General features: G+C 63.5%; 31 protein-coding genes. 18 read left to right on the top strand and 13 right to left on the bottom strand.

Translation table 11 applies throughout. The features are described from left to right. Positions 1 to 84 precede the first annotated feature (84 nt). Complete coding sequence (gene coaBC, locus AC1DZU_RS14590; RefSeq protein WP_477285713.1) at positions 85 to 1,554, top strand: bifunctional phosphopantothenoylcysteine decarboxylase/phosphopantothenate--cysteine ligase CoaBC; 1,470 nt, start codon at positions 85 to 87, stop codon at positions 1,552 to 1,554. Between the two features lie 58 nt (positions 1,555 to 1,612). Here coaBC and AC1DZU_RS14585 read toward each other — a convergent pair whose 3' ends face one another. Next, positions 1,613 to 2,179, bottom strand: a complete 567-nt coding sequence (locus AC1DZU_RS14585) for an invasion associated locus B family protein (protein ID WP_477285711.1) — start codon at positions 2,177 to 2,179, stop codon at positions 1,613 to 1,615. Positions 2,180 to 2,518: 339 nt separating this feature from the next. On the opposite strand from AC1DZU_RS14585, the gene AC1DZU_RS14580 reads away from it, so the two are divergent. Both AC1DZU_RS14580 and AC1DZU_RS14575 read left to right on the top strand, forming a co-directional pair. Next, on the top strand, positions 2,519 to 2,827 hold the full coding sequence (locus AC1DZU_RS14580) for a hypothetical protein (protein ID WP_477285709.1): 309 nt from the start codon (positions 2,519 to 2,521) through the stop codon (positions 2,825 to 2,827). A gap of 126 nt (positions 2,828 to 2,953) precedes the next feature. Continuing rightward, positions 2,954 to 3,430, top strand: coding sequence for an NUDIX hydrolase (locus AC1DZU_RS14575; RefSeq protein ID WP_477285707.1), 477 nt, complete (start codon positions 2,954 to 2,956; stop codon positions 3,428 to 3,430). A 9-nt stretch (positions 3,431 to 3,439) separates the two neighbouring features. Here the strand turns inward: AC1DZU_RS14575 and AC1DZU_RS14570 are convergent, their stop codons facing one another. From AC1DZU_RS14570 to AC1DZU_RS14550, 5 genes are all read right to left on the bottom strand, one after another. Then, positions 3,440 to 4,288, bottom strand: coding sequence for a citryl-CoA lyase (locus AC1DZU_RS14570; protein WP_477285705.1), 849 nt, complete (start codon positions 4,286 to 4,288; stop codon positions 3,440 to 3,442). After that, the gene (locus tag AC1DZU_RS14565; protein ID WP_477285703.1) at positions 4,285 to 5,469 is read right to left on the bottom strand and encodes a CaiB/BaiF CoA transferase family protein; all 1,185 of its coding nucleotides are present in this window, start codon (positions 5,467 to 5,469) and stop codon (positions 4,285 to 4,287) included. Before AC1DZU_RS14565 ends, AC1DZU_RS14570 begins: the two co-directional genes overlap by 4 nt. Before the next feature lie 15 nt (positions 5,470 to 5,484). Next, positions 5,485 to 7,008, bottom strand: coding sequence for a tripartite tricarboxylate transporter permease (locus tag AC1DZU_RS14560; RefSeq protein ID WP_477285701.1), 1,524 nt, complete (start codon positions 7,006 to 7,008; stop codon positions 5,485 to 5,487). 4 nt (positions 7,009 to 7,012) lie between these two features. Beyond that, positions 7,013 to 7,549: a tripartite tricarboxylate transporter TctB family protein gene (locus AC1DZU_RS14555; RefSeq protein WP_477285699.1), complete on the bottom strand. Its 537-nt coding sequence runs from the start codon at positions 7,547 to 7,549 to the stop codon at positions 7,013 to 7,015. A gap of 135 nt (positions 7,550 to 7,684) precedes the next feature. Then, entirely contained in the window at positions 7,685 to 8,662 is a 978-nt protein-coding gene (locus AC1DZU_RS14550) for a Bug family tripartite tricarboxylate transporter substrate binding protein (protein WP_477285697.1), read from the bottom strand. A 288-nt stretch (positions 8,663 to 8,950) separates the two neighbouring features. Between AC1DZU_RS14550 and AC1DZU_RS14545 the strand changes: the two genes are divergently transcribed. Beyond that, positions 8,951 to 9,721 carry an IclR family transcriptional regulator gene (locus AC1DZU_RS14545; protein WP_477285695.1) on the top strand — a complete coding sequence of 257 codons (771 nt, stop codon included), beginning with the start codon at positions 8,951 to 8,953 and terminating at the stop codon, positions 9,719 to 9,721. A 156-nt stretch (positions 9,722 to 9,877) separates the two neighbouring features. Here AC1DZU_RS14545 and AC1DZU_RS14540 read toward each other — a convergent pair whose 3' ends face one another. Then, complete coding sequence (locus AC1DZU_RS14540; protein ID WP_477286077.1) at positions 9,878 to 10,417, bottom strand: GNAT family N-acetyltransferase; 540 nt, start codon at positions 10,415 to 10,417, stop codon at positions 9,878 to 9,880. A gap of 262 nt (positions 10,418 to 10,679) precedes the next feature. On the opposite strand from AC1DZU_RS14540, the gene AC1DZU_RS14535 reads away from it, so the two are divergent. Further along, a complete protein-coding gene (locus tag AC1DZU_RS14535) occupies positions 10,680 to 11,135 on the top strand; it encodes a DUF2214 family protein (RefSeq protein ID WP_477285693.1) in 456 nt (151 codons plus the stop codon). Here AC1DZU_RS14535 and nth read toward each other — a convergent pair. Continuing rightward, the gene (gene nth, locus AC1DZU_RS14530; protein ID WP_477286074.1) at positions 11,129 to 11,935 is read right to left on the bottom strand and encodes an endonuclease III; all 807 of its coding nucleotides are present in this window, start codon (positions 11,933 to 11,935) and stop codon (positions 11,129 to 11,131) included. The genes AC1DZU_RS14535 and nth overlap by 7 nt on opposite strands. Before the next feature lie 22 nt (positions 11,936 to 11,957). Between nth and AC1DZU_RS14525 the strand changes: the two genes are divergently transcribed. Beyond that, entirely contained in the window at positions 11,958 to 12,452 is a 495-nt protein-coding gene (locus AC1DZU_RS14525) for a DUF2244 domain-containing protein (RefSeq protein WP_477285691.1), read from the top strand. Positions 12,453 to 12,454: 2 nt separating this feature from the next. Here AC1DZU_RS14525 and AC1DZU_RS14520 read toward each other — a convergent pair whose 3' ends face one another. After that, on the bottom strand, positions 12,455 to 13,270 hold the full coding sequence (locus tag AC1DZU_RS14520) for a class I SAM-dependent methyltransferase (protein ID WP_477285688.1): 816 nt from the start codon (positions 13,268 to 13,270) through the stop codon (positions 12,455 to 12,457). Between the two features lie 216 nt (positions 13,271 to 13,486). Here AC1DZU_RS14520 and AC1DZU_RS14515 point away from each other — a divergent pair, with 216 nt between their 5' ends. From AC1DZU_RS14515 to AC1DZU_RS14470, 10 genes are all read left to right on the top strand, one after another. Next, on the top strand, positions 13,487 to 14,365 hold the full coding sequence (locus AC1DZU_RS14515) for a methylated-DNA--[protein]-cysteine S-methyltransferase (RefSeq protein ID WP_457151911.1): 879 nt from the start codon (positions 13,487 to 13,489) through the stop codon (positions 14,363 to 14,365). A 219-nt stretch (positions 14,366 to 14,584) separates the two neighbouring features. Beyond that, positions 14,585 to 15,055 carry a hypothetical protein gene (locus AC1DZU_RS14510; protein WP_477285686.1) on the top strand — a complete coding sequence of 157 codons (471 nt, stop codon included), beginning with the start codon at positions 14,585 to 14,587 and terminating at the stop codon, positions 15,053 to 15,055. 65 nt (positions 15,056 to 15,120) lie between these two features. Next, entirely contained in the window at positions 15,121 to 15,468 is a 348-nt protein-coding gene (locus AC1DZU_RS14505) for a hypothetical protein (protein ID WP_246462198.1), read from the top strand. Next, complete coding sequence (locus AC1DZU_RS14500; protein WP_477285684.1) at positions 15,435 to 15,953, top strand: hypothetical protein; 519 nt, start codon at positions 15,435 to 15,437, stop codon at positions 15,951 to 15,953. The genes AC1DZU_RS14505 and AC1DZU_RS14500 overlap by 34 nt, the downstream gene beginning before the upstream one ends. After that, positions 15,928 to 16,410 (top strand): hypothetical protein, encoded by a 483-nt coding sequence (locus tag AC1DZU_RS14495; RefSeq protein WP_477285682.1) that lies wholly within the window; start codon positions 15,928 to 15,930, stop codon positions 16,408 to 16,410. Before AC1DZU_RS14500 ends, AC1DZU_RS14495 begins: the two co-directional genes overlap by 26 nt. A 144-nt stretch (positions 16,411 to 16,554) precedes the next feature. Next, complete coding sequence (locus AC1DZU_RS14490) at positions 16,555 to 17,460, top strand: ribokinase (RefSeq protein ID WP_477285680.1); 906 nt, start codon at positions 16,555 to 16,557, stop codon at positions 17,458 to 17,460. Position 17,461: 1 nt separating this feature from the next. Beyond that, positions 17,462 to 18,910, top strand: a complete 1,449-nt coding sequence (locus AC1DZU_RS14485) for an amidase (protein WP_477285678.1) — start codon at positions 17,462 to 17,464, stop codon at positions 18,908 to 18,910. 108 nt (positions 18,911 to 19,018) lie between these two features. Beyond that, positions 19,019 to 19,633, top strand: coding sequence for a LysE family translocator (locus AC1DZU_RS14480; protein ID WP_477285676.1), 615 nt, complete (start codon positions 19,019 to 19,021; stop codon positions 19,631 to 19,633). Between the two features lie 123 nt (positions 19,634 to 19,756). Further along, a complete protein-coding gene (locus AC1DZU_RS14475; protein WP_477285674.1) occupies positions 19,757 to 20,029 on the top strand; it encodes a hypothetical protein in 273 nt (90 codons plus the stop codon). A 3-nt stretch (positions 20,030 to 20,032) separates the two neighbouring features. Then, a complete protein-coding gene (locus AC1DZU_RS14470; RefSeq protein ID WP_477285672.1) occupies positions 20,033 to 20,404 on the top strand; it encodes a hypothetical protein in 372 nt (123 codons plus the stop codon). 68 nt (positions 20,405 to 20,472) lie between these two features. Here the strand turns inward: AC1DZU_RS14470 and AC1DZU_RS14465 are convergent, their stop codons facing one another. After that, a complete protein-coding gene (locus AC1DZU_RS14465) occupies positions 20,473 to 21,414 on the bottom strand; it encodes a nucleoside hydrolase (protein WP_095084994.1) in 942 nt (313 codons plus the stop codon). 304 nt (positions 21,415 to 21,718) lie between these two features. On the opposite strand from AC1DZU_RS14465, the gene AC1DZU_RS14460 reads away from it, so the two are divergent. After that, positions 21,719 to 22,144, top strand: a complete 426-nt coding sequence (locus tag AC1DZU_RS14460) for an Hsp20 family protein (protein ID WP_023760739.1) — start codon at positions 21,719 to 21,721, stop codon at positions 22,142 to 22,144. Positions 22,145 to 22,209: 65 nt separating this feature from the next. After that, positions 22,210 to 22,467, top strand: a complete 258-nt coding sequence (locus AC1DZU_RS14455; RefSeq protein WP_095084707.1) for a BQ00720 family protein — start codon at positions 22,210 to 22,212, stop codon at positions 22,465 to 22,467. Between the two features lie 73 nt (positions 22,468 to 22,540). Here the strand turns inward: AC1DZU_RS14455 and ptsN are convergent, their stop codons facing one another. The 3 genes from ptsN to rpoN all read right to left on the bottom strand — a co-directional run bounded on the left by ptsN (position 22,541) and on the right by rpoN (position 25,445). Next, the gene (ptsN, locus tag AC1DZU_RS14450) at positions 22,541 to 23,005 is read right to left on the bottom strand and encodes a PTS IIA-like nitrogen regulatory protein PtsN (protein WP_013529589.1); all 465 of its coding nucleotides are present in this window, start codon (positions 23,003 to 23,005) and stop codon (positions 22,541 to 22,543) included. A gap of 59 nt (positions 23,006 to 23,064) precedes the next feature. Further along, a complete protein-coding gene (hpf, locus tag AC1DZU_RS14445; RefSeq protein ID WP_095084708.1) occupies positions 23,065 to 23,649 on the bottom strand; it encodes a ribosome hibernation-promoting factor, HPF/YfiA family in 585 nt (194 codons plus the stop codon). A 266-nt stretch (positions 23,650 to 23,915) separates the two neighbouring features. Then, positions 23,916 to 25,445, bottom strand: coding sequence for an RNA polymerase factor sigma-54 (gene rpoN, locus AC1DZU_RS14440; RefSeq protein ID WP_477285669.1), 1,530 nt, complete (start codon positions 25,443 to 25,445; stop codon positions 23,916 to 23,918). Positions 25,446 to 25,475: the final 30 nt, after the last annotated feature.

Genomic DNA, 25,475 nt, shown 5'->3' with positions numbered 1-25,475 from the left:
CAGCAACATCCGGGCGCCGCAACTTGCGGCGATCTGATTGCATTGCTATCATTGCATTCAGAAACTGCGGCAGAGTGCAATCATATGGCCAGCATTACGATCCGCAACCTCGACGATGAGGTCAAGGAACTGCTGCGCCGATTGGCGGCGGAGAACGACCGCTCCATGGAGGAGCAGGCGCGGGTGATGATCCGGGCCGCCGTTGACGGGCAGATCGGTCCTGTGGGTCGTATCGACCAGATCGAGAAAACCCTCCGCCAGCTGACCAGTTCGCACGGCGTAGCCACTCCCGCTGCCGCACCGGCAGGCAAAGCCGTGCCGCGCGGCCTCTCCGGCAAACGCATCCTGCTCATCATCGGCGGCGGCATCGCCGCCTACAAGGCGCTGGATCTCATCCGCCGGCTGCGCGAGCGAGGTGCCGTAGTGCGGGCGGTCATGACATCAGCCGCGCAGGAATTCATCACCACGCTATCGGTGGGCGCGCTATCGGCCGACCATGTCTTCACCGAACTGTTCGACCGCAATGACGAGCACGATGTCGGCCATATCAGGCTGTCGCGCGAGGCCGACCTTTTGGTGGTGGCGCCCGCCACCGCCGACCTGATGGCCAAGCTTGCCAACGGCCATGCCAACGATCTTGCCTCGACGGTGCTGATCGCCACCGACAAGCCGGTGTTGATGGCGCCAGCCATGAACCCAAGAATGTGGGCGCATCCGGCGACACGCCGCAACCGCGCGACGTTGCAGAAGGATGGCGTCGCCTTTGTCGGTCCGGCCAAGGGCGAGATGGCCGAAAGCAACGAGGCGGGCGAAGGCCGCATGGCCGAACCGCTGGAGATCGTCGCCGCCATTGAGGCGCTGCTCGATGTCAGCCCCAAGCCGCTGTCGGGACGCAGGATCATCGTCACCTCTGGCCCGACGCATGAGCCGATCGACCCGGTGCGCTATATCGCCAACCGTTCGTCCGGCAAGCAGGGCCACGCCATTGCGGCGGCCCTGGCCAGGCTCGGCGCCGATGTACGCCTCGTCTCCGGTCCGGTCACCATCGCCGATCCCGCCGGGGTGAAGACCATCCATGTCGAACGGGCGCAAGAAATGCGCGATGCGGTGGAGCAGCTTCTGCCAGCGGACGCGGCGGTTTTCGTCGCCGCCGTTGCCGACTGGCGCAGCGAGAACTCGGCCGGTGAGAAGATCAAAAAGGTCGCCGGCGAAGGACCGCCGGTTCTGCGCATGGTCGAGAATCCCGACATTCTCGCCGGGGTTGGCCATCACAGCCAGCGACCTGGCCTTGTGGTCGGCTTCGCCGCCGAGACACAGGATCTCTTGCGCAACGCGGAAGCCAAGCTTCGCAAGAAGGGCGCCGATTTCATCGTGGCCAACGACGTGTCGCACGAAAGCGGCATCGGTCCTTCGGGCGTGATGGGCGGTGATCGCAATCGGGTGCGGATCGTGTCCAGGGCCGGCGTCGAGGAATGGGCAGAGATGAGCAAGGACGAGGTGGCGGCGCGGCTCGCCGCCCTTATCGCCGAACGGCTGAAGACGATCGTCGTTTGAGCGGGGGCGCTGGAACGACAGCGCACTTCAGCTCATTTGGCTCTGCATGACCCTGCGGTCAATTGGACAAAAGCTCCGCGGTTCGGGCAAGGGCGCCGGCAAAACCGTTGAGCGGAATGGAAAAGGTCACCGCTTGTCCGGTGTCGGCTGCGAAGGCTTCGATCTTGAGGGTGGTGCCCGACTTCAGCAGCGGCGTGAGGGTCGCATCAAACGCCACCGGCACCAGGCAGCCGACGACCTGGCAGGTGTTGAATGGCAGGCTGCCATCCAGTTTCTGGTCGTCGATGCTCAGGCTGACGCCCTTGGCCAGCGCAAGGCCGAACGGCAGGGCGAGCGTACCGGCGGCATCCTCGCCGGTCTTGCTCGACAGTTCGATCGCCAGCAGGCGCTGGTTGTTTTGCTTGTTGAATTGCTGATGCGACAGGCTGCAGGTCTTGGTCGCGCCTGAAATCTGGCAATTGACCGTCCAGTCGCCATGGGTCTCGGATAGCGCCGACGCGCCACCGGGCAGTTGCGGCGCATCGGCGGCCGGCGCCGCCGCGGTCTTGGTTTGCGCCGCAACGGCCGGCACACCGACGACGCAGGCCACACCCAGCATTGCCACGAAATACGCGTACTTCCTCATCAAGACTCCTCCCGCCCGGCTCCGCCTGGGGCCAGCTGGATGCTGACCTTGAGAGACGCGCCGATCGCGTTCTGTTAAACCGTTTCGCCGGAGGCGCCGTCATAGCTGACGGCCGGCGCCATTGACGCCACTCAGCTCACGACGGGCGCCGACCGATAGAGCGGCGAATCGACGACCTCCGTCAAGTGCAATGCGGGGTTGTCAGGCAGATTCTCCGCCGCAGTGAGGTGGCCTTCGCCGGTCGACAAACCGATATTGTTTCGATCAGCCCCAAGATATGGCACAGCCGCACAGACGCCCTATATTAAGGCCAAGACTTCTTCACGCGGGAATGAGCGGATGTCGGCGTTTCGACCATCGATGGTTTTCACATCGGCAATGCTGGCGACGGCAGTGCTGGCCGGCGCTTGCCTGCCGGCTTCCGCGCAAGCCGTCAATTCCCTCAACGGCAACAACGCGCTGATCCGGCAGAACGACCTGCAAATCCTTCAGAACCGGGTGCAGCGGCAGCTCTACCAGCAGCAACAGCAGCAGTATCGTGCCCAGGACCGCCAGATCGTCCAGCAGCCGCAGCCGGTGGTGCCACAATACAGGCCAAGCTGTACGACGCAGATAATCGGCGTCACCGCCTTGAGCAATTGCCGCTGACAAGCCGGCGTTTTTCATTTATTAGCCGACTTATGTATTCGGAGTGTCTTTCGGCACACGCGAGAGTTTTGGTTTTGCAACGATGCCTTGTCGCGCTATGCGGCATTGCATCGACTGGATTCACGAATGACAGCCACCAAGAAAAAGGCCGTACGCAAGGCCAAGAAGGGCGAGAGCATCCGTCAGGTGGCGGCGATTCCGTTTCGGCTGAACGCGCGCGGCGATGTCGAGGTGATGCTGGTCACATCGCGAACCACAAGACGCTTCATCGTCCCCAAGGGCTGGCCGATGAAGGGCAAGAGCGGACGCAAGGCGGCCACCATCGAAGCGCGAGAGGAAGCCGGCGTGCTCGGCAAGACGCTGAAGGAGCCGGCGGGCACCTACTCCTACTGGAAACGGCTGGCCAACCGCTTCGTCCGCGTCGACGTCATCGTCTATCTGCTGGAGGTCACCGAGGAACTGGCCGACTGGCAGGAAGCCAAACGGCGGCAGCGGGCCTGGTTGCCGGCAGCTGATGCGGCCACGCTCATCGATGAGCCGGACCTTTCGACCCTGGTGGCGAACCTGATGATTGCCAAGCCCGAGCCACTCGACCTCGCCTGAGGCTGGACTTCACTCGCTCGTGTCGCCCGCTTCGGGAAAGGGGCGCAGCGGCGCGCCGGTATAGGCCCACAACCATTCGCGCGGCAGCGGTCCTTTGTTTCGCTCGACTTGCTGTGACTGTTCCCAGGCATGCGCCAGGATGCCGACCGAGCGCGACAGCACGAAAAGCCCGCGCGTCAGCGGCGGCGGAAAGCCGAGTTCGCCATAGATGACGGCGGTGGCACCATCGATGTTGAGCGGTATCTTTTTCCCCTTGCGCCGCGCGACGTCCGCCTCGATCGCCTCGGCGATGTCGGCGAAGCGTCCATTGACGACGCCACGCGCGGCAAACGCGCGGGTCAGCTCCAGCAGGCGCGGCGCGCGCGGGTCGACCGGATGGAAGCGATGGCCGAGACCAGGCACATAGCCCTTCTCCTCGGCGAAGAACCGGTCGAGCCGCGTCGTGACGGCTTCATTCAGCGTCATGCCGCCGTCGAGCGCGACAGCGATGTCACCGTAGAAGGACAGCGCCTGCTCGCCGGCGCCGCCATGCACGTCGCCGAGCACGTTGATGGCCGAGGCCATGGCGCTGTTGATGCCGATGCCGCAGGTTGCAGCCATGCGCGCAATCGCGATCGACGGCGCTTGCGGCCCATGGTCGACGGCGGCGCCGAGCGCAATGCCGAGCAGCGCCGCCTGGTCCTCGCTGGGCAACTCGCCACGCAACATCAACCAGATCATCGCCGGGAAGCTGACGCGGCCGATCAGATCCTGGATCTCATAGCCGCGAAGCCGGATGACACCGGGCCGCATCTCGATGATATCGGTCTGCCACCATTCCTCGCCGCGCTCACGGCCGGTCTTCTTCTGGGTGCTCATGCCCGTGCCTTTGTCTTGGCGCGCGGCGGCAGCTCCGCGAAAACCTCGTTCATATGCTCGCCCAGCGCCGGTGGCGGCTTCGTCGGCAGGGGGGCCGCGCCATCGACCATGAAGCCGCCGCGCAGAACCGTCAGCGGCCTGTCCATGCCCGGCACGCCCTCAAAATTCGCGGTCACCTGGCGTTCGAGCACTTGCGGTTCTGCCAGCACTTGCGGGATCGTCAGCACCCTGCCCGCGGGCACGCCGGCGCGATTGAGGGTTTCTTCCCAGACCGCCGCCGGGGCGCTCGCCAGGGCGTCCTCGATCTCGACCTTGAGCGCCGCACGGTTGCGCTTGCGCGTCTCGCGGTCGGCGAAGCGCGGATCCACCGCCAGCTCCGCCCGCCCGATCAGCCGGCACAGCGCCACGAACTGCTCCTGCTTGTTGGCGGCGATGTTGAGCAGCCCGTCGCCGGTGCGAAAGGCGCCGGACGGCGCCGCTGTCATGTTCTCATTGCCCATCGGCTGCGGATCGACCGCTGCCGTCAGGTAGTTGGAGACCGGCCAGCCGAGCGCCGAGAGGGTGCATTCGAGCATCGAGACGTCGAGAAAGGCGCCCTCGCCGCTCGTCTTCTGTCGCACCAGCGCCGAGGCGATTGCGAACGCGCCGACCAGCCCGCCAAGCGTGTCGGCGACCGGATAGCCGACCCGCAGCGGCGCCGTTTCCGGCGTGCCGGTGATGCTCATGATCCCCGACAGGCCCTGGATGATCTGGTCATAGGCGGGATTGTCACGCATCGGCCCGGTCTGGCCAAAACCGGATATCGCGCAATAGACAAGGCCGGGACGGACCGCCTTGAGCGCCTCGTAGCCAAGGCCGAGCCTATCCATCACGCCGGGGCGGAAGTTCTCCACCAGCGCATCGGCGCTGGCGACCAGATCGAGGAAGCGCTCGCGATCGGCTGGCGTCTTGAGGTCTAGCACCACCGATCGTTTGCCGGCGTTCTGCGCCAGGAACGAGGCGCCCATGCCGGCGCTGTTGAGCTTTGGCGAGCCGCCGAGCTGGCGTGCCAGGTCGCCGCCTTGCGGGACCTCGACCTTGATCACGTCGGCCCCAAGCAGCGCCAGCTGATAGGCACAATACGGGCCGGCCAGCACGTTGGTCAGGTCGAGGACGCGGATACCAGAAAGCAATTCGGTCATGACAGCTCAAATCGATCAGGCATCGCCCGGCACATGCTCCGGTCCGCGCCGCCGGCGGTGCTCGACATAGGCCCAGATATGCGGCCCGACCAGGCCGATGAAGGCGAGCGTCAGCAGCGTCAGTGACAGCGGATGCTTGTAGAACACCGACCAGTCGCCATTCGAGATGGTCATCGCCCGGCGGAACTGGGTTTCGGCGAGTGGCCCCAGGATCATGCCGATGATGACCGGCGCGGTCGGGAAATCGAAGCGCCGCATCAGGAACCCGGCCGCCCCCAGGAGATAGAGGATGACCAGGTCGATAGGCGATTGCGAGATGCCATAGGTGCCGACCGTGGCGAACACCAGGATCCCGGCATAGAGCTGCGGCGCCGGGATCTTCAACAGGCGCACCCACAGCCCGATCAGCGGCAGGTTGAGGATGACGAGGATGACGTTGGCGATGAACAGGCTGGCGATCAGTCCCCAGACGAGGTCGCCCTGCGTCGTCAAAAGCAGCGGCCCCGGATTGATGCCATAGCTCTGGAAAGCCGACAGCATGATCGCCGCCGTCGCCGAGGTCGGCAGGCCGAGCGTCAGCATCGGCACCAGCACGCCGGCGGCGGACGCATTGTTGGCGGCCTCGGGGCCGGCAACGCCTTCAATGGCGCCGACCGTGCCGAATTCCTCCTTGTGGTTCGACAGCTTCTTTTCGATTGCGTAGGACAGGAAGGTCGGGATTTCTGCCCCGCCTGCCGGCATGGCGCCGATCGGAAAGCCGATCGCCGCGCCACGCAGCCAGGGTTTCCACGAACGCGCCCATTCGGCTGATGTCATGTAGAGCGAGCCCCTCAGCGGCACGATCTCGTCCTTGCCGGCATAGCGGCGCGAGGCCATGTAGAGTGTCTCGCCGACGGCGAACAGGCCAACGGCGGCGATGATGACGTCGACGCCGTCAAGCAATTCGCTCATGCCGAAGGTGAAGCGCGGCTGGCCGGTCTGCAGGTCGACACCGATCATGCCGATGACGAAGCCGGCGAACAGGCTGGTGAGGCCGCGCACGGACGAGGAGCCAAGCACCGCCGAAACCGTGATGAAGGCCAATACCATAAGCGAGAAATATTCGGCCGGGCCGAAGGCCAGCGCGAATTTGACCACCACCGGCGCCAGGAAAGCGACGCCCAACGTGCCGATGGTGCCGGCGACGAAGGAGCCGATCGCCGAGGTGGCAAGTGCCGCGCCGCCGCGGCCGGACCGCGCCATCTTGTTGCCTTCCAGCGCGGTGACGATGGTCGCGCTTTCCCCGGGCGTGTTGAGCAGGATCGACGTCGTCGAGCCGCCATACATGGCGCCGTAATAGATGCCGGCGAACAGGATGAAAGAAGCCTCCGGCGCCACCTGGTAGGTGATCGGCAAAAGCAGGGCGATGGTCAGCGCTGGCCCGAGACCGGGCAGCACGCCGATGGCGGTGCCGAGCGTGGTGCCGAGCAGGCACCACAGAAGATTGATAGGGGTGAAGGCGACCGAGAAGCCGTGTGCGAGATGGCCGAGCGTTTCCATGGCATCAGGCTCCAAACGTGCCGATGATCGCATCGATCACCGTGTTCAGCTGGTTCTCGATGAAGCCGGCGCCGATGTTGACGCCGAGCGCCCTGGCGAAGCCGAAATAGGCGGCCAGCGCCAGGATCAGGCCGAGCCCTACGTCACGCAGTGTGCGCTTACTGCCGAAGCCGTAGCAGACGAGAACGAACATGATGACGGATGCCGCTGTGAAGCCCAGCGGCTGGATCAGCAGCAGATTGGCGACGAGGCCGATGACGACGAAACCCATCGCCTTCCAGTCGGTCGGCGTTTCCTTTTCCTCCTCCGGCTGCCAGCCGCCGCGAAGCGCCGCGAGGATGAGCAACAGGGAAAGCACCACCAGACCGACCATGGTGAGGTAGGGAAAGACGGTCGGGCCGACCTTGGAGTAGAGCGGCGACACCGGGATCGCCAGCGTTTGCCAGGCTACAGCGCCGGCGCAGGCCAGAAGCCCGACGCCGATCAACAATTCCGGCACGGCAAGGCGCGACGGCGACACCTGCTGGTCACTGCTGCTCATGATTGTCCTCCCCAAGAATACTGGCCAGGATAGCTGGCCAAGATGCCCGGCACCGCACGGCCGGTCCTCACCGCAGTGCCGGCTTTGCATTCCATGCGAGAAGGGGCGGCGAGCGCCGCCCCTTTTTTGGGAAGATCAGGCGAGCCCGAGGTCTTTCAGGATGGCCTCGATGCGGGCCGTATCCTCGGCCACGAATTTCGCATAATCGTCGCCGGTGAGCAGGATCTGCGTCCAGTTGCGGTTCTTGCACTCGGTCGCCCAGGCATCGCTCTTGGCCATGCTCTCGACCAGCGTGATCATCGCCGCCTTGTCGGCATCGGAAACTCCGGGAGGTGCGAAGACCCCGCGCCAGTTGAACAGCTCGACATCGATGCCGGCTTCCTTCAGCGTCGGCGCGTCGATGCCGTCCTGGCGCTTGTCGGCAGAGATGGCAAGCAGCCGCAGCGCGCCCGCCTTGAACTGCTCGGAGAACTCGCCGAAGCCGGAGATGCCGGCCGCCACCTGATTGCCGAGCAGCGCCGACAGTGCCTCGCCGCCGCCGGCGAACGGCACGTAGGACAGGTTTGTCGCAGGCACGCCGACGGTCTTGGCGATCAGCCCAAACAGGATGTGATCCGAACCGCCAGCCGAGCCGCCAGCGACAGGAACCTTTGTCGGATCGGCCTTGAGTGCGGCGACGAAATCAGCTGCCGTCTTGAACGCCGACTCCGCCGGCACCACCAAGGCCTCGAACTCGCCGGTAAGGCGCGCGATCGGCGTGACTTGCGTCAGATTGTTGGCAGCCTTGTTGGCGATGATCGCGCCGACCATGACCATGCCGGCAACCATCAGCGAATTGCCTTTGCCGTTCCATTGGTTGATGAACTGCGGCAGCCCGACCGTGCCGCCGGCGCCGCCGACATTGGTGATCTGCGAGCCGGAGATCAGCTTTTCGCTGCGCAACACCTGATCCATCGTGCGCCCTGTCTGGTCCCAGCCACCGCCAGGTGCCGCCGGGACGAAAATCTGGATCTGCGGCGCGCCTTCGGCGAAAGCGGGAGAGAGATGAAGTCCTGCAAAGCCGGCAGCGCCTGCCGCCGCCGTGCTCGTCAAAAATCTGCGTCTGTTCAGCATGGGATTCCTCCAGATCACGACACCTCCTCCGGTGCCTGCCAAAACGCGCCTGAATCCAGACCCGTAATCGAGTTCAAGCAGATGTTACCGAGTTCTGTCAACGGGAACGATATTCTACTAGACAGAACGCATCGGCAGCGCGACACAGTGGCTCCGCTAAGCAGGTTCCGCAAAAGTGTCCCGCGGTTTTGCAACAAGAACCTGCGGCAAACAAAGAAACCTAAGCAGACGACGCGTTGGCGAAGCCAGCGGTGTCTGCTTAGGACCTTCTCCGAATTGGGAACCGCAATGGACTCATTAAGCAGATCGGCTGATCAAGACATCCGGCACGCGGCTACCGAAGGGGTTGCCGCGCTTGATCGGGCGATCGCCATCCTCGACGCCTTCACCAAGGCCGACCGGTCGCTCAGCCTGGCCGAAATCGCGGCCCGTACCGGCCTCTACAAGAGCACCATCCTGCGGCTTGCGCATTCCTTGTTGCGCGGGCAGTTGCTCGAGCGCCTGGACGATGGCCGCTACCGCGTAGGACCCGCCACTTTCCGGCTCGGCGCGCTCTATCAGCGTTCGGTGGTGGCGGTCGACATCCTGTTGCCGATCATGCGTGACCTTTCCGAGCGAAGCTGGGAGAGCGTTGCCTTCTATGTTCGCTCGGGCGACGTCCGCACCTGTCTCTACCGCGTCGAATCCAAGCACCCGATCCGCTACACGATACGCGAAGGCGACGTGCTGCCTCTGCTGGTTGGGTCGGGCGGCCGCGTGCTTGCGGCGTTTTCCGGCCAGCAGGGCGAACCCTACGAGACCATCCGCAAGACCTGCAACTGTCTCGCCGTCGGCGACCGCGACCCAGAGACGGCGGGCGTGTCGGCGCCGGTGTTCGGTCCAGGCCGGGCCCTGCTCGGCGCCTTGACGCTGGCAGGCCCCAGCTCGCGCGTCGACGCCGCGTTCCTTCAGCGCATGAAACGCCCGCTGCTCGAGGCGGCGGCGCGCGCCACCCGCGCCTTCGGCGAGGACGCCTCCATGCTCGAGCAGGCGAGCCTCGCCGCGGACGCTGTGTCGTAGCGGGGTCGAAGGCGCCGCAGCCGGAGCTGCGTCAGTTCAATTTGACCAGAACCACACGGCGGTTCTTGGCACGGCCTGCCTCGTCGTCATTGCTGGCGACAGGCGCACTGCGATCTATGCTTTGGCAGCGCGGGGATCTCCAGTCGATGACGCCGCTCAGGGCAGTCGCTCCAGCAGAATGGTCGGGGCGTCGTGGTAGGTGGTCCGCACCACTTCCCGGTAGCCGCACTTCGTCGCAACGTTCAGCGACGCGGCGTTTTCCGGATCGATGATGCAAACGGTCCTCGCGGACCCGAAAATCTCTTCGCCCCATGCCAGGACGCGGCCAACCACCTCGGTAGCGAAGCCTGCGCCATGAATGGCCGGAGCGAACGCCCAGCCGGCCTCGGGAATGCCTTCGATCGACGGCTGCATATCGCGCTTCAGGTCGTGAAACCCGGCCTCGCCAATGAAACGGCCCGTCGCCTTCTCCTCTATCGCCCAGAAGCCGTAGCCGAGCAACGACCACAGGCCGGCATGACGCAGGAAGCGCATCCAGCTTTCTTCACGCGTGCGCGGTTTGCCGCCGATGAAACGGGTGACCACGGGATCGGTCCACATCAGGGCATAGGCGTCGAAATCTCCCAGCCGGTGTGCCCGCAGGATGGTTCGCTGCGTCTCGATCACAGGGGCGATGGTCGCTCGCGGATTGTTCATGGGATTGCCTCGCTTATCTACCCGGCGCGTAGCAAATTGCCCGGGCCAGGCAAGGGCCAAGGCAGGGCATGTCATCTTCCAGGCGAGAAAATCGCGCCAAGCCGCGCCACAAATACGACGGGCACCCATGCGGGCAACATGGTCTCAAGCTCCGCTATGGGAATTCGGCGCGACGATGCTATTTTCGCGACAGGCTGATTCAGCAGCTGCAAGCGCAATCCTTTCAGGCACGGGCTTGTGCCGTCAAACCCAGGGAAAAAGCATGGACACCACCGATCTCGTGCTTGCCATCGTCCACCATCTGCTCGTGTTTTCCCTGGCAGGGATCATCGGCGCCGAATTCGTGCTGATCCGCGGCGACCTGGCCGCCGCCACGCTCAAGCGGCTCGCCGGCATCGACCGTCATTATGGGATCATCGCCGCGCTGATCATCATCGTCGGGATCGGCCGCGTCTTCTATGGCCTCAAGGGTTGGGAATTCTACGTCTACCACTGGGTGTTCTGGGCCAAGATGGCGGCGTTTGGCATCGTCGGCCTGCTGTCGATCATCCCGACTGTCCGCTTCATCTCCTGGAACAGGCAGGCAGGCGCCAATCCCTCGTTCCTGGTGCCGGCAGCCGAGCTTGCATCCGTCAAGACCTATATCCGCGCCGAGGCATTCATCTTCCTGCTGATCCCGGTCTTCGCCGCGGCGATGGCACGCGGCTACGGCTACTGATCGCCGGCGGCAACTGGTTCAAGCGGAGCTATCGGCACCAGCGGCGCAGGAATGCTGGTCGTCTTCTCCTGCGCCTTGCAGATGTCGGCAATGACGCAGGCCGGGCAATCCGGCTTGCGCGCCTTGCAGACATAGCGGCCATGCAGGATCAGCCAGTGATGCGCGTGGCGCATGTATTCGTCCGGGATGATCTTCAACAATCCCTGCTCGACCTGTTCCGGCGTCTTGCCGGGCGCCAGCCCGAGCCGGTTGCCGATGCGGAAGATGTGGGTGTCGACCGCCATCGTGTGCTGGCCAAAGGCCATGTTGAGCACGACATTGGCGGTCTTGCGCCCGACCCCCGGCAACTTGACCAGTTGATCCCGGTCGTCAGGCACATCGCCGCCATGGTCGCGGATCAGCGCCTGCGACAGCGCCATCACGTTCTTGGCCTTGTTGCGCCAGAGCCCGATGGTTCTGATATAGTCGCCAACCTTGGCTTCACCCAGCGCCAGCATCGTTTGCGGTGTATCGGCGGCCTTGAACAGCGCTCGCGTCGCCTTGTTGACGCCGGCATCGGTCGCCTGCGCCGAGAGCACGACCGCCACCAGCAATGTGAAGGCGTTGACATGTTCGAGCTCGCCCTTCGGCTCAGGCCGCTGGACGGCAAAACGCCGGAAGATCTCGTGCACTTCGGCCGCGCTGTAGCGCGACGAACGCCGCACCGGCCGCGGACGCGGCTTGGCGTTCGACCCGTCGCGCCGGCCGGGCAGCAGCTCATTTTTGGGCATGGATGATTCTTTGGACTTGGGGCTCGCCATTTCCTTCCTATAATATCCGGCCATGAGCGACACAAACGCCTCATTTCAGGCCGACGAGCCATTCTTTCAGGCGCTGCTGACGCCGCACCGGTCCCTGGGCAAAACCGGCTTTGCCTTGCTGATGGGCGCGCTGCTGTTCGGCTGGCTGGTGACAGGCGCGTTTTTCCTGTCGCGTGGCGCCTGGCCGGTGTTCGGCTTCCTCGGCCTCGACGTGGTCGCCGTCTACATCGCTTTCCGCGCCAACTATCGTGCCGCGCGTGCCCGCGAGGAGGTGTCGGTCTCGCGCACCAGGCTCGACATCCGCAAGACCGCGCCATCCGGAAAATCGGAAGCGCATCGCTTCAACCCGTTCTGGGCGCGGTTTTCGGTCGCCCGTCACGCCGAGATCGGCATTACCAGGATGACAGTGGAAGCACAGGGACAGAACGTGCCGATCGGCGGGTTCCTCAATCCCGACGATCGCGAGACCTTCGCCACCGCCTTTTCGCGGGCGCTGGCGACCGCCAAGGCACGCTGATCCTAGAACCGGTAGCGCAACAGCCGGCCGACCTTGCGCAGGGCTGGAATGTGTCTCCAAAGACGGACGAACAGCTTCGCGACCCAGCCCATGCGGGCGGCGTGTTCAGGCTTGTAGGCCGAGATGTCATCGACGAAGCGCAGCTTGGGGACGGCCAGTTCTAGGTCGTGCGGATCGTCGATCGCCCAATACACCTGGGCACCCGTCGCCTTGATGGCCGGATTGAGGCGAAGCAGCTTCAGGCCAAAACGGCTGTAGGCGTCGAACATCAGTTCGCCACTGGCAAGATGCGAGACCAGCCGCGCAAACAGGCGTGGTCCCTCGTTGGCTGGGAGATAGGGCGTCAGGCCTTCCGCCACCACGATGGCCGGGCGATTGCGCGGCACCGAGGCCAGCCAATCCGGTTCGGTCACAGACGAGGCGATCAGATGGCAATGGGCCCGGGACGGGTACAGCTTGCGTCTGAGCTCGATGACTTCAGGGTAGTCGACATCAAACCAGTCCACGCCCTGTGGCGGATCGACACGAAATATGCGCGTATCGAGCCCGCATCCCAGATGCAACACGATTGAGTCGGGATTTCTCGCGAGAAAGTCCTGAACATGGACATCCAGCGTCTTTGCCCTGATCGCCAGGCCGACGCCGAGATTGGTGTCGACCTTGAGCCTGGAGAAATCGTAGTCGATCTTGCGCACCGCCTCGTCGGCGAAATGATCCCCGAGCAGCGTATCCGGCAACCTGCTCTCCAGAGCCTTGCCGTAGAGCGTCAACAGCAACGTCCCCTTTTCCCCGGTCAGATGTATCTTCTCGCCAGCCATGTGCGATTCCTAGTCAGAGCATGATCCCGAAAAGTGGAATCCGGTTTTCGGGAAAGATCATGCTCATACAAACAGACAGAGCCCCATCCCGACCTCATCGGGATGGAACAGGCTCTCGAAAACCGGAGTCTATCTGGGTACGCGCCGCAAGAAGGCAAGTTTCGGGTGGCGATCGACGCCCCAAGGGGCGATATTCCTGCCCAAGGAGACAGTTCCATGAGCACACAGACAGCCGTTCTCAAAAAGGACATCACGCCCGAAGGCAGCGACTACGAAATCGTGCGCCGCGCCATCGAGAAGATCAGCCTCGACTATCGCGACCAGCCATCGCTGGAAGAACTGGCTGAGGAAGTCGGCGAGACGCCGACCGGCCTGCAGAAACTCTTCACCCGCTGGGCCGGCCTGTCGCCAAAAGCCTTCCTGCAGGCGGTGACACTGGACCATGCCCGCAAACTGCTGGATTCCGGCATGCCGCTGCTTGAAACATCGTTCGAACTCGGCATGTCCGGCCCCGGCCGGCTGCACGACCTCTTCGTCACCCATGAAGCGATGTCGCCGGGCGACTACAAGACGCGCGGCGCAGGCCTCACCATCCGCTACGGTTACCACCCCTCGCCGTTCGGCACTGCCCTGATCATGGCTACCGACCGCGGGCTTGCCGGCCTCGCCTTCAGCGATCCGGGCGAGGAACGCGCCGCCTTCGCCGACATGTCCAGCCGCTGGCCGAACGCCATCTATGTCGAGGACATGGCCGCGACGGGGCCCTATGCCGCGCGCATCTTCGACCCGACACTGTGGCGCCCCGATCAGCCGCTGCATGTCGTCATGATCGGCACCGACTTCCAGGTTCGAGTCTGGGAGGCGCTGCTCAACATCCCGATGGGCAAGGCCCGCACCTATTCCTCGATCGCCGCCAGCATCGGCGCGCCGAGCGCCAGCCGTGCCGTTGGTGCCGCCAACGGCGCTAACCCGCTCTCTTTCGTGGTTCCCTGCCACCGCGCCATCGGCAAGTCCGGCGACCTCACCGGCTATCACTGGGGTCTGACTCGCAAGCGAGCCATTCTGGGCTGGGAAGCAGGGCAAGTGTCGTCGTGAATGTCGATTTTCCAAGCGCCCCTCGCAGAATATATAAATGCCGGCGTTATCAAGTATAAGTGCGATTATTGCATCGGATTTTCTTGATTGCAACCAAAGGCAACCTCTGGTTTAGCAATTGTTATTTTCAGCAATTATTTGAGTTAACTCTAAATTAACTACGATAAAGTGATGATGACCCATATTAATTCGGGCTATCCGGCTTAATGGGAGGTCTCGATGACATCGTTTCGCGCCGTCTTAGGCGCAGCTCTGCTGGTCGCCTGTATTGACCAGTCCGCATTGGCCACAACGCAAAATGTCATTTTCAATGGCACGATCACCGCAACCTGCACGCTTGTGATCGCCACCAACGGCACGATGACCGTGAGCCCCGATCTCCAGTCGCTAAGCTCGCACAACAGCGGCGGCTTGGCCGGGACGGTCACGCTGACCACCACGGGAGGCGTGTCGCTCAGCGTAGACCCGGTCACCATCACCACGGTGCCCGCTGCCGACACCACGTCGACCACCTGGACACCGACCTACTCCGCCGCCGGTACGCACTCTATCGCCGAGACCGGCTCGGCCACCAGCCTCGGCACACCCGGCGCCGACCTCGTTTCGGTCAACCTCGCCGGCACGAAGGGCGGCAGCAACCGCTTCGCCTCCGGAAACTATCAGGCAACGGTGACTGTGCGCTGCGAATAAGCTCTCGGAAGGAGGGGCCTTTGACACATGCTGGAACCTTGGCGACGGCGCTGGCCGTCGGCCTGATGCCCATTGCCGCCGCGGCCCAGTCGATGTCGCCGATGCGGGGCGAGGTCAACAGCTTTACCGACGTCTTCGCGGTCCGCGTATTCCCGGCCAATCCCTACGACCAGAAGATCAGGGTCGAAATCCATGTCTACGATCAGGATTTTCAGCCGGTGGCCGCCAGGATCTCTCCGAGTGCCTTCCAACTGGCTTCCCAGGCTTCCCGTCCTGTCCTTGTGGTCGTGCCCTTCGGCGGCGCTGCCGAGCGTAAAGTGCGTATCTGTACCGAAAGCATCCCCTTTCCCAATCAACAGACGCAGATAAAGGCACAGATATGCGGCAAGTTTTTTGGGCACCGCAAATCCTGACAGTCGCGCTTGCAGCGATGTCGGCGGGGATCTCGCCGGTTCTGGCCGAGGATGTCTACAATCTCAACCAGAATGAGAGCGGCTTCAACCTGCCCGGCGTAACCTTGCCTCAGGGGCAGGACGAGGTCCACGCTTCCGACGGCACCACCTGCCGCTCCGCGGTTTCGGGTACAGGCGCCTATGTCGACCTCGGCGTCATCAGAGGCAACAACCAGTCGAACAATGACGTCGCCACCTATGGCCGCGTGGTGATCCCGATCGGGCGCTCGCCTAAGCGCATCGATTGCAGCCGCCTCTACGAGCTTGAGGTCGAGCGCCTGCAACTCGAGCTGAAACTCCTCAAAATGGGCATCGGTGCCGACGGCCAGACGGCGAGCGTGGCTGCCAGCGCTCCCGCTCCCGCGGTCGCATCACCGGGATGGGCCAACGAAGGCTGGAGCATCAGGACCGGAAATGGCGATGGCAAGAAAAAGAAGAAGAAATAACCGCGCGCTGCTGGCGACAGCGGCACTAGCCGGCCTCTGCCTTCCGGTGCAAGCGGCGATCATCGGCACCTGCACCATCATGGTCGGGGCATCGGGAACGATGACCGCAAATCCTGCCATCAGCATACTCGGCTCCAAACAGGCAGGCGGGTCGAGTGCGACCGCCACCATCACCGCCAGCTCGCTGCTTTGCACCTTGCTCAACCTGCTCGACTGTTATTCCGTTTCCGCACCGGCGCCCGCATCGTTCTCCTCTGCGCCGAGCGGCGGCGGTACCAACGTCACCTTCAGCACCGTCTACCGCCTCGACGGCACCGGCGTCGACACCTCCGGAAGCGTGCCGCAGCGTGTCGTCAACGGCACCCACCCCATGCAGGTCGACCTCACCGCCACCAAGTCGAGCGGTATCTTCCCCGCCGGCAACTACCAGGGCACGGTCACCGTGCGCTGTGAATAGGCACAAATCGAGCTGGACCATTCGCGTGGTCTGGCAAGCCGAGGCCTTGCAGGTTAGCTTCCCGATCGATAGGAGCGACCTGCGTTCGCCCGGACGCACAAAAGACGCTCCAATATTTGAGTTCGTGCTGGCAGGAGGCCTTGCTTGATTATCGTTATCGGCTCGATCAACCTCGACCTGATCGCCAATGTCGAACGCTTGCCGAGCCCTGGCGAAACAGTGGCCGGCTCAAGCTTTGCCACGGCGCCCGGCGGCAAAGGCGCCAACCAGGCGCTGGCTGCGGCACGCGCCGGGGCCCCGGTGCGCATCGTCGGCGCCGTCGGCAAGGACAGCTTCGCCGCCGAGGCGCTGGCATTGCTGCGCGACGGCAAGGTCGATCTGTCAGGCGTCGCCGAGACTTTTGCATCGACGGGCACAGCCCTGATCATGGTCGGCGACGACGGCGAGAACGTCATCGCCGTGGTGCCGGGCGCCAACGCGTCCGTATTGCCCGGCGACCTCTCCAAAGCCTTCTTCAAAAAGGGCGATGTCGTACTCCTGCAGCATGAGATCCCGCTGGCGACCGTCGAGGCCGCGCTCGACCAGGCAAGGGCGGCCGGCGCCATCACCGTGCTCAACACCGCGCCTTTTCAGGGCGAAGCAGCGGCCTTTCTTGCCAAGTCCGATTATGCAGTCGCCAACGAAACCGAATTCGACCTCTATGGCGAGGCGCTGTCGCTCAACGGCCGCGACCGTGCGGCGCGCATGCGCGATTATGCCGGGAAGACCGGCCGCACCATCGTCGTCACGCTCGGCGGCGACGGCGTGATGGCGGCGACGCCAAGCGATTTCCTGACCGTTCCGGCAATGAAGATCACCCCTGTCGACACGGTCGGCGCCGGCGACACGTTCTGCGGTTATTTCGCCGCTGGCCTGTCGTCCGGCCTGGCGCTCGAACAGGCGCTGGCGCGTGCCGGGGCGGCGGGCTCGTTGGCCTGCCTGAAGCCGGGTGCCCAGCCGGCGATCCCGCTGGCCAAGGATGTCGACCAGGCGTTGCAGGAAACGCGTTGAGATGCTGCGCCCTCAGACGAAACATGCCGTGGCGCCGGCCGGCGAGATCTGTCGCCTGACCGCGGTCGCGCTGGCCGACGCGATCCGCCAAAAGAAACTTTCCGTCCGCGAGGTGGTGACGGCATTCCTCGACCGGATCGAGGCGGTCAACCCGCTGGTCAACGCCATCGTCTCCTTGCGCGACCGCGGCGAGATCCTGCGCGAGGCCGACGCTGCCGATGCCCGACGGGCAGATGCCGAAACCGGCTCGTTGTTCGGCCTGCCGATCGCTATCAAGGACCTCGCCTCGACCACCGGCCTCAGGACCTCGCTCGGCTCGCCGATCTTCGCCGATTTCGTGCCGCAGGAGGATGATTTCTTCGTCGAGCGTATCCGCAACGCCGGCGCCATCATCATCGGCAAGACCAACGTTCCGGAATTCGGGCTTGGCTCCAACACCTACAACAATGTGTTCGGACCGACGCTGAACGCCTTCGATCCGGCGCTGACCGCCGGCGGCTCGAGCGGCGGCGCGGCGGTGGCGCTGGCGCTCGACATGCTGCCTATCGCCGATGGCAGCGACTTCGGCGGCTCGCTGCGCAACCCGGCGGCCTGGAACAATGTTTTTGGCTTCCGCCCGTCGCAAGGGCTCGTTCCCGGCGGACCGGACTTGGAGGTCTTTCACGCGCAGATGGGTGTCGATGGGCCGATGGGCCGCAACGTCCGCGACATGGCGCTGCTGCTCGACGTGCAGGCGGGTTATCATCCGCACGCGCCATTGTCCTATGAGAAACCTGGCTCGTTCCTCGATGGGCTTGCGACAGGGACGACTGGCGGCCGCATCGCCTGGTTCGGCGACCTCGGCGGTCATCTGCCGGTCGAAGCCGGTATTCTCGATCTCTGCGAGACAGCGCTCGGCCGCTTGGCGGATGCAACCTTCCCCTGGCAGCCTCTGCAGCCGGATTTCGATTTCGAAGCGCTGTGGCAGGCTTTTGTCACACTGCGCCAAGCCAGCAGCGGCTGTGCGCTCAAAACCCACTACGACGATCCCTCGAAGCGCGACCTGTTGAAGCCGGAAGCCGTCTGGGAGGTAGAGAACGCGATGCGGCTGACGGCTCCGCAGATCCGCGCGGCCACGGTCATCCGCACATCCTGGCATCGCACGCTGCTGTCGATCTTCGACCGCTATGATCTGATCGCGCTACCGACCGCGCAGGTCTTCCCCTTCGATGTCGGCACGCCGTGGCCGCGCGAGGTCGCCGGACGGGCGATGGACAGCTACCACCGCTGGATGCAGGTTTCCGCATTCGCCACCCTGGGCGGCTGCCCGGCGGTCAACGTGCCGGTCGGCTTCGACGACAAGGGCCGGCCGATGGGCATGCAGTTGATCGGCCGACCGCGCGATGACCTCGCCGTGCTCAAGGCGGCGGCTGCCTATGAGGCGACGCTGCCCTGGCAGGCTGGCGCCTGAACCGGCGCATTGACGCAGCGCTTCGCGCACCGGCTTGCACCGGCTGCGCTGCCATGCATTGATTGTCGTCAGCCCGCGCCGCCCTGGCGGCATCCTTGAGGAAAAAACATGTCGCTGGAACTCTACGCTGCCTATGTCCTCGCTTGCATCGTCATCATCCTGGTGCCCGGCCCAACGGTCACGCTGATCATAGCCAACAGCATCCGCCATGGCTCCCGCGCCGGACTCGCCAATGTCGCCGGCACGCAGGCCGGGCTCGCCGTGATGATCGCCATCGTCGGCATCGGCCTCAACACGCTGATCTCGGGAATGGGTCATTGGTTCGAATGGGTGCGGCTGATCGGCGCCGCCTATCTGATCTGGATGGGCGTGCAGATGTTCCGTTCGCGGGGCACGCTGAACGCCGATGGAACGGCGAGGAAACCGCGCGGCGGCTTCTTCCTGCAGGGCCTGCTGGTGGCGCTCAGCAACCCCAAGACGCTGGTTTTCTTCGGCGCCTTCTTTCCGCAGTTCATCGCGCCTCAGGGCAACTACTCGCTGCAGATCGTCGTCATGGGCCTCACCGCCATGATCTTCGCCGCCATCTCGGATTCGACCTATGCACTGGCCGCCGGCCGCGCCGGCCGCCTGCTGTCGGCCAGCCGCATCAAGCTGATGTCCAGGATCAGCGGCAGCTTCCTGGTTGGCGGCGGCCTGTGGCTGGCGTTTTCACGGTCGAAGTAACCGCAGACCTACGGCTGATGAGGGCTGATTGAAAATCAGCCTTCTCGCAACCACATGAATCCGTGCCGGGGATTCATATCCATGTCTTGGACTTATGCTGATTTGAAAAGGAACGCGCCTGGCGTGATCCTGATTGGCTCTCTGTTCGCGGTGATGGCTCCCTCGGCTCTGAACAAATGGACCAATGACGCAAGCCCGATCCATTCGGTTGATGCAGTCGACGCAACGATCAAAAGTGCGCAGTGGGGCAAGGGTCGCAGCATCTACGTGCTATCCCTTGAGAGCGGTTCGTTAGTTCTCGTCGACGACGATCGCCCGCACTTGATCGGCTCACGTGTCGGCATCGAGCGCGTGACACGCGACAATGGCTTCGTTTTCTACCGGTTTGCGGATTGAACCATGGCCAAAGCGCGGTATGCCTTAGCCTTCATGACCCTTCGCGAAAATCTTCGGGGCATAGTCATCACCGGCCTAGTTGTGGGCGCATGCGCTGTGGCAATCGGCGCCTTGATTGCGAGGCAAAGCAGCCCGATCGTCAACGTGGAGCGCGTAACAGGCACGGTGGTCAACGTCCTTAATGCGCCTCCGAACCCTGAGGGTTATGTCGGTGGCAGACCCAGCTATCTCTACGGAATCCGCCTTGACGAAAATAATCTCCTGGTGTTCGCGTACGGCGACGCAACATCACCGCGAGCCGTCGGTTCTGAGGTTTCGGTCGAACGGCAGCATCGCCGGAATGACACCGAAACATATCGCCTGCTCCGCGAGTAATCGCCTGATGCACGCCGCCCAAAAGCGCAAGTGCTTTTGGGCGGATGATATGCATCTGGAACAGGGAGCTAAAGCCGCCCCAGCCTCTCGACCAGCAGGGCAAAGAAGCTATCATGGTCGATGTCGCGCATCACCATGGCGTTCTTCGGCCGCTTGGTGACGCCCCACCAGTCGATGACGGTCATGCCCATGGTCAGTTCCGAGGTGGTTTCAACGCTGACATTGCAGGTGCGGCCCTTGAACAGCTCCGGCTTCAACAGATAGGCGATGACGCAGGGGTCGTGCAGCGGCCCACCGTCGGTGCCGTATTTCTCCTCGTCGAAGCGCTCGAAGAATTCCAGCATGTCGGCGGTCGCCGTGCCGACCTTGGTGCCGAGTTCGCGGAAGGCCTGCGTGCGCTTGGCGGTGGTCAGCGCCTTGTGGGTGACGTCGAGCGGCATCATCACGATCGGAATGCCGGATTTGAGCACGACGTCGGCGGCTTGCGGATCGACATAGATGTTGAACTCGGCGGACGGCGTGACATTGCCGCCTTCGAAGAAGCCACCGCCCATCAGCACGATTTCCTTGATGCGCGGTGCAATGCGCGGTTCGCGGATCAGCGCCAGCGCAATGTTGGTGAGCGGGCCGAGTGCGCAAAGCGTGATGGTGCCGCTCTCTTCCTTCATCAGCGTCTCGACGATGAAATCGACGGCATACTGGTCCTGCAGTTTCATCGTCGGTTCGGGCAATTGCGGGCCGTTGAGACCGGTCTTGCCATGCACTTCCTCGGCGGTGACCAGTTCGCGCATCAACGGCCGGATGGCGCCGGCATAGACCTTGATGTCCGGCCGGCCGGCCAACTCGCAGATCTTGCGGGCATTCTTTTCGGTAAGCTTCAGCGGCACGTTGCCGGCAACGACTGATATGCCGACGATCTCCAGCTCGGAGCTGCCGAGCGCCAGCAATATGGCGACGGCGTCATCCTGGCCGGGATCCGTGTCGATGATGATCTTGCGTAATTGAGGCATTTCAATTCCTTGTTTGGCGAAGCCATGGACTTGGGATGAATCCGGGATGACGCCGAAGCGGCTGCGAACTGCCAAGTCGAACCGCTCGACCGGGGAAGACAATCCCGACCTGCGCGCTTCTCCTTGCATCTGCTGGCCGTTTCAAGCGCCATGTCGATCATTCCTGTGAGTCCACGACCTGGTCTTTTTGGGCGGGTCTTTTGATGGCTTGAACTTGGTCGCGGCGCGGACCATATCAAGACCACCGGGAAAAATGCCATCTGGGTTTTTCCACATTATGTCGCTCTACAGAGGACAGTGTAACATGAGCCGAATGACGCCCTTTTCCAGCCCGCTTCTCCTTGGTTTCGACGCCATGGAAAAGACCCTGGAACGCCTGGCGAAGTCCGGCGACAGCTACCCTCCCTACAACATCGAACGCCTCAGCGGCGCCGACGGCAAGACCGAAAGGTTGCGCATCACATTGGCGGTCGCCGGTTTCGCCGAAAGCGATCTCGATGTCACCACGGAGGAAAACCAGCTGGTCGTGCGCGGCCGTCAAACCGACGATACCGAGCGCGAGTTTCTTCATCGCGGCATCGCCGCGCGCCAGTTCCAGCGCTGTTTCGTGCTGGCCGACGGCATGCGGGTGATCGCGGCGGAACTGAAGAACGGCCTTTTGTCGATCGACCTCGATCGGCCTGAGTCCGAACGGCTGGTACGGAAAATAAACATATCGGTGAAAGACTGATCTTTACCGATGGCTCTCATGCGGGATGGCCTTGAGCGGCGTCCTCGCGCCAAGGAGGCTTTGAAATGACCAGAACTGATGAAAATCTCACCATGACCAGCGGCGAATTCGCCCATCTCGGCGAGGGCTCGGTCGCCTATCTGCGCAAGGTCTCGAGCGACGAGTTGCTCGGCCGTTTCCCGAACCTCGGTGAAATCGCGCCCGGCATGGAACTGTGGGCGCTGTTTGCCGCCAATGGCCAGCCGATCCTGCTTTCGGATGCGCGTGACCGCGCGCTGGCTGGCGCCATGGAAAACGACTTGACCACGGTCGCCATTCACTAAGCCCGGCGGGCCGGGCTTAAATGGACAGGGCCGCCCGTGGCGGCCCTTGGCTGGATGTTCCAATCAGAAAATGTCAGGCCGCGTGCGAGGCCTGGGTATCCGACAAAAGCGCGTGGATTGCCGCGGCGTCGCGCGTCCCCCTGATCTTGGCCACCGTGTCGGCGTCGCGCAGCACCCGCGCGATGCGCGACAAGGCCTTGAGATGGTCGGCGCCGGCCCCTTCCGGCGCCAGCAGCAGAAACACCAGATCGACCGGCTGATCGTCCAGCGATTCGAAATCGACCGGCGTCTCCAGCCGGGCGAAAACCCCGGCGATGCGCTTCACGCCGGCGAGCTTGCCATGCGGAATGGCGATACCGTTGCCAACGCCCGTCGAGCCAAGCCGTTCACGCTGCAGGATGGTGTCGAACACTTCCCGCTCCGGAATGCCCGAAATCGCGGCTGCCCGTTCGGAAAGCAATTGCAACAGCTGCTTTTTGGAGTTCGCCTTCAACGCCGGCAGTATCGCCGGAACGTTGATAAGATCGCTCAGATCCATGCTTGAAAATCCCTTGTTCGCCTGCCGTCACCAGTCCTCACCCCTCGTGCGGCCGGCTCTTATCCTTGTGCGACCTTGGTCGTGGACGGGTCGATCCAGCCGATGTTTCCATCGGGCCGGCGATAGACGATGTTGAGATGGTCGTTTCCGGCGTTGCGGAAGACGAAGACCGGGCTGTCCTTGGTGTCGAGCTCGATGACTGCCGACGCCACCGACATGGTCTTCAGCGTCATGGTTGATTCGGCGACGATGGCCGGCGCGAAATTATCCGGAATATCCTCGTCGTCATCGGCCAGCGGCGCCATCACCGTGTAGGCAATGTCGGTCGGATCGCCATTGGCGGCGCCTGAATTGTGCGATTTCAGCCGGCGCTTGTAGCGCCTCAGCCGCGTTTCCAGGCGATCGGCGGCGGCCTCGAAGGCAACCGTCGGATCCTGGGCATCGCCGGTGGCCTGCAGCGAAGCGCCGGAATCCAGCCGGATCATGCAATCCGCCGAATAGCGCGAACCTGATTTGATGACTGTGACGTGTCCGGCAAAGCCGCGATCGAAATATTTGCCGATCGCTTCGCCGACACGATCGTTGATGCGTGTACGAAACGCATCGCCGATATCCATGTGTTTTCCCGATATGCGCAGATTCATCTGAAAACTGACCTTCCTTGCTCAGGCTTCAAACTCGCCCGAGTTTATACTCGTGGTCCGTGCGCACAAGCTTTGCGGCGTCACTCGCGCCGATTTTAAATCCGAACTTTCCGGTTGATCACAAGCCGCCCTTTTGATCGTCCCGAGGCCAACGTCGTGACCGACCATCCACACGCGGGCATCTAGCCCCACTCATGCGGGCGGGCTTCTAGCCACTTCACCGCGGCTTGTCAATGAAGTGCTGGCCTGTGAAAAATCGAACCGTGTCAGCGCCCGGCGCTGGCCAGCGCCCGTTTCTCGCGCCGACGCTGCACCGAGGAGGGAATATTCATGCCCTCCCGGTACTTGGCGACCGTGCGCCTGGCGATATCGACGCCACTCTCGCGCAACATGTCGACGATCGCATCGTCGGAAAGCACGTCGACGGGTTTTTCCTCATCGATCAGCTGCTTGATGCGATCACGCACCGATTCCGAGGAATGCGCATCGCCGCCACCCGACGCAGCGATCGAAGCTGTGAAGAAGTACCGCAGCTCGAACACGCCGCGCGGCGTCAGCATGTATTTGTTCGCGGTGACCCGGCTGACCGTCGATTCGTGCATGCCGATGGCATCGGCCACCGTGCGCAGGTTGAGCGGTTTCAGCTGGCGCACGCCATGGACGAGGAAGGCATCCTGCTGGCGAACGATTTCCGAGGCGACCTTGAGGATGGTCTTTGCCCGCTGGTCGAGGCTGCGCGTCAGCCAGTTGGCGTTTTGCAGGCATTCGGCGAGGAAGTCCTTTTCCGCCTGGTTCTTCGCCTGCGGCGAAACCTGGGCGAAATAGATATGGTCGACCAGCACGCGCGGCAGCGTTTCGGCATTGAGTTCGACCGTCCAGCTGCCGTCATTGGCGGCACGCACCTCGACATCGGCGACGATCGCGTCACTGGCGCCGCCCGAAAACGCCATGCCGGGCCGGGGATCGAGCGCACGGATCTCGGCCAGCATGTCGAGCAGATCCTCCTCGTCGACGCCGCAGATCCGTTTCAGCGCATGGAAATCACGCCGTGCCAGCAGTTCAAGATTGGCGACCAGCGCCTTCATCGCCGGATCGAGCCGGTCCCGCACGGCAAGCTGCAGCGACAGGCATTCGGCAAGGTCGCGGGCAAACAGGCCGGCCGGCTCGAAAGTCTGGCACACCGCCAGCACCTTTCTCACCGCAGCGGCGTCGGTGCCGAGGCGGGCGGCGATCTCGGCCAGGTCGCCGCGCAGATAGCCGGTCTCGTCGAGGCCGTCGGCCAGGTCGGCGGCAATCAGCCGTGCCGCCGGATCGGCGAAGGCGAGCGCCACCTGTTCGCCGACATGGTCGCGCAGCGTGATCGCCGCGGCCGCCATGTCGCCGGCATCAATGCCCTCGGATGAGGAACTCGCACCATTGCCGGAAGCCGATTTCCATTGCGCCGTCAGGTCGGGACCGAGCCGCTCGCTCGTCCCCGGATCGTCGGGAAACAGGTTTTCCAGCGACGTGTCGAGCTTGTCGGAGATCGCCTCGGCGCTCCACTGCGTCTCGTTTTCGAACCAGTCGCCGTCGGCGGCGGCGGCCTGCGGCTCCGCCTCGATCTTCTGCGACTGGTCGCTGGCGGCATCGTCCTGCGGCTCCGCGCGCTCCAGCAGCGGATTGCGCTCGATTTCGTCATCGATGAAATGCTCGAGCTCGGTATGCGTAAATTGCAGCAGCCGAATCGACTGCATCAGCTGCGGCGTCATCACCAGCGACTGAGATTGTCGTAGCTGTAGTTTCGCCGCCAACGCCATTGTCTGGTTTCAAACGCCTCGTCTACGCAT

The sequence above is a fragment of the Mesorhizobium sp. P2_A12 genome, assembly GCF_056405075.1.
The sequence above is the reverse complement of the archived record's forward strand: the minus strand, read 5'-3'. Positions and strand labels throughout refer to the sequence as shown.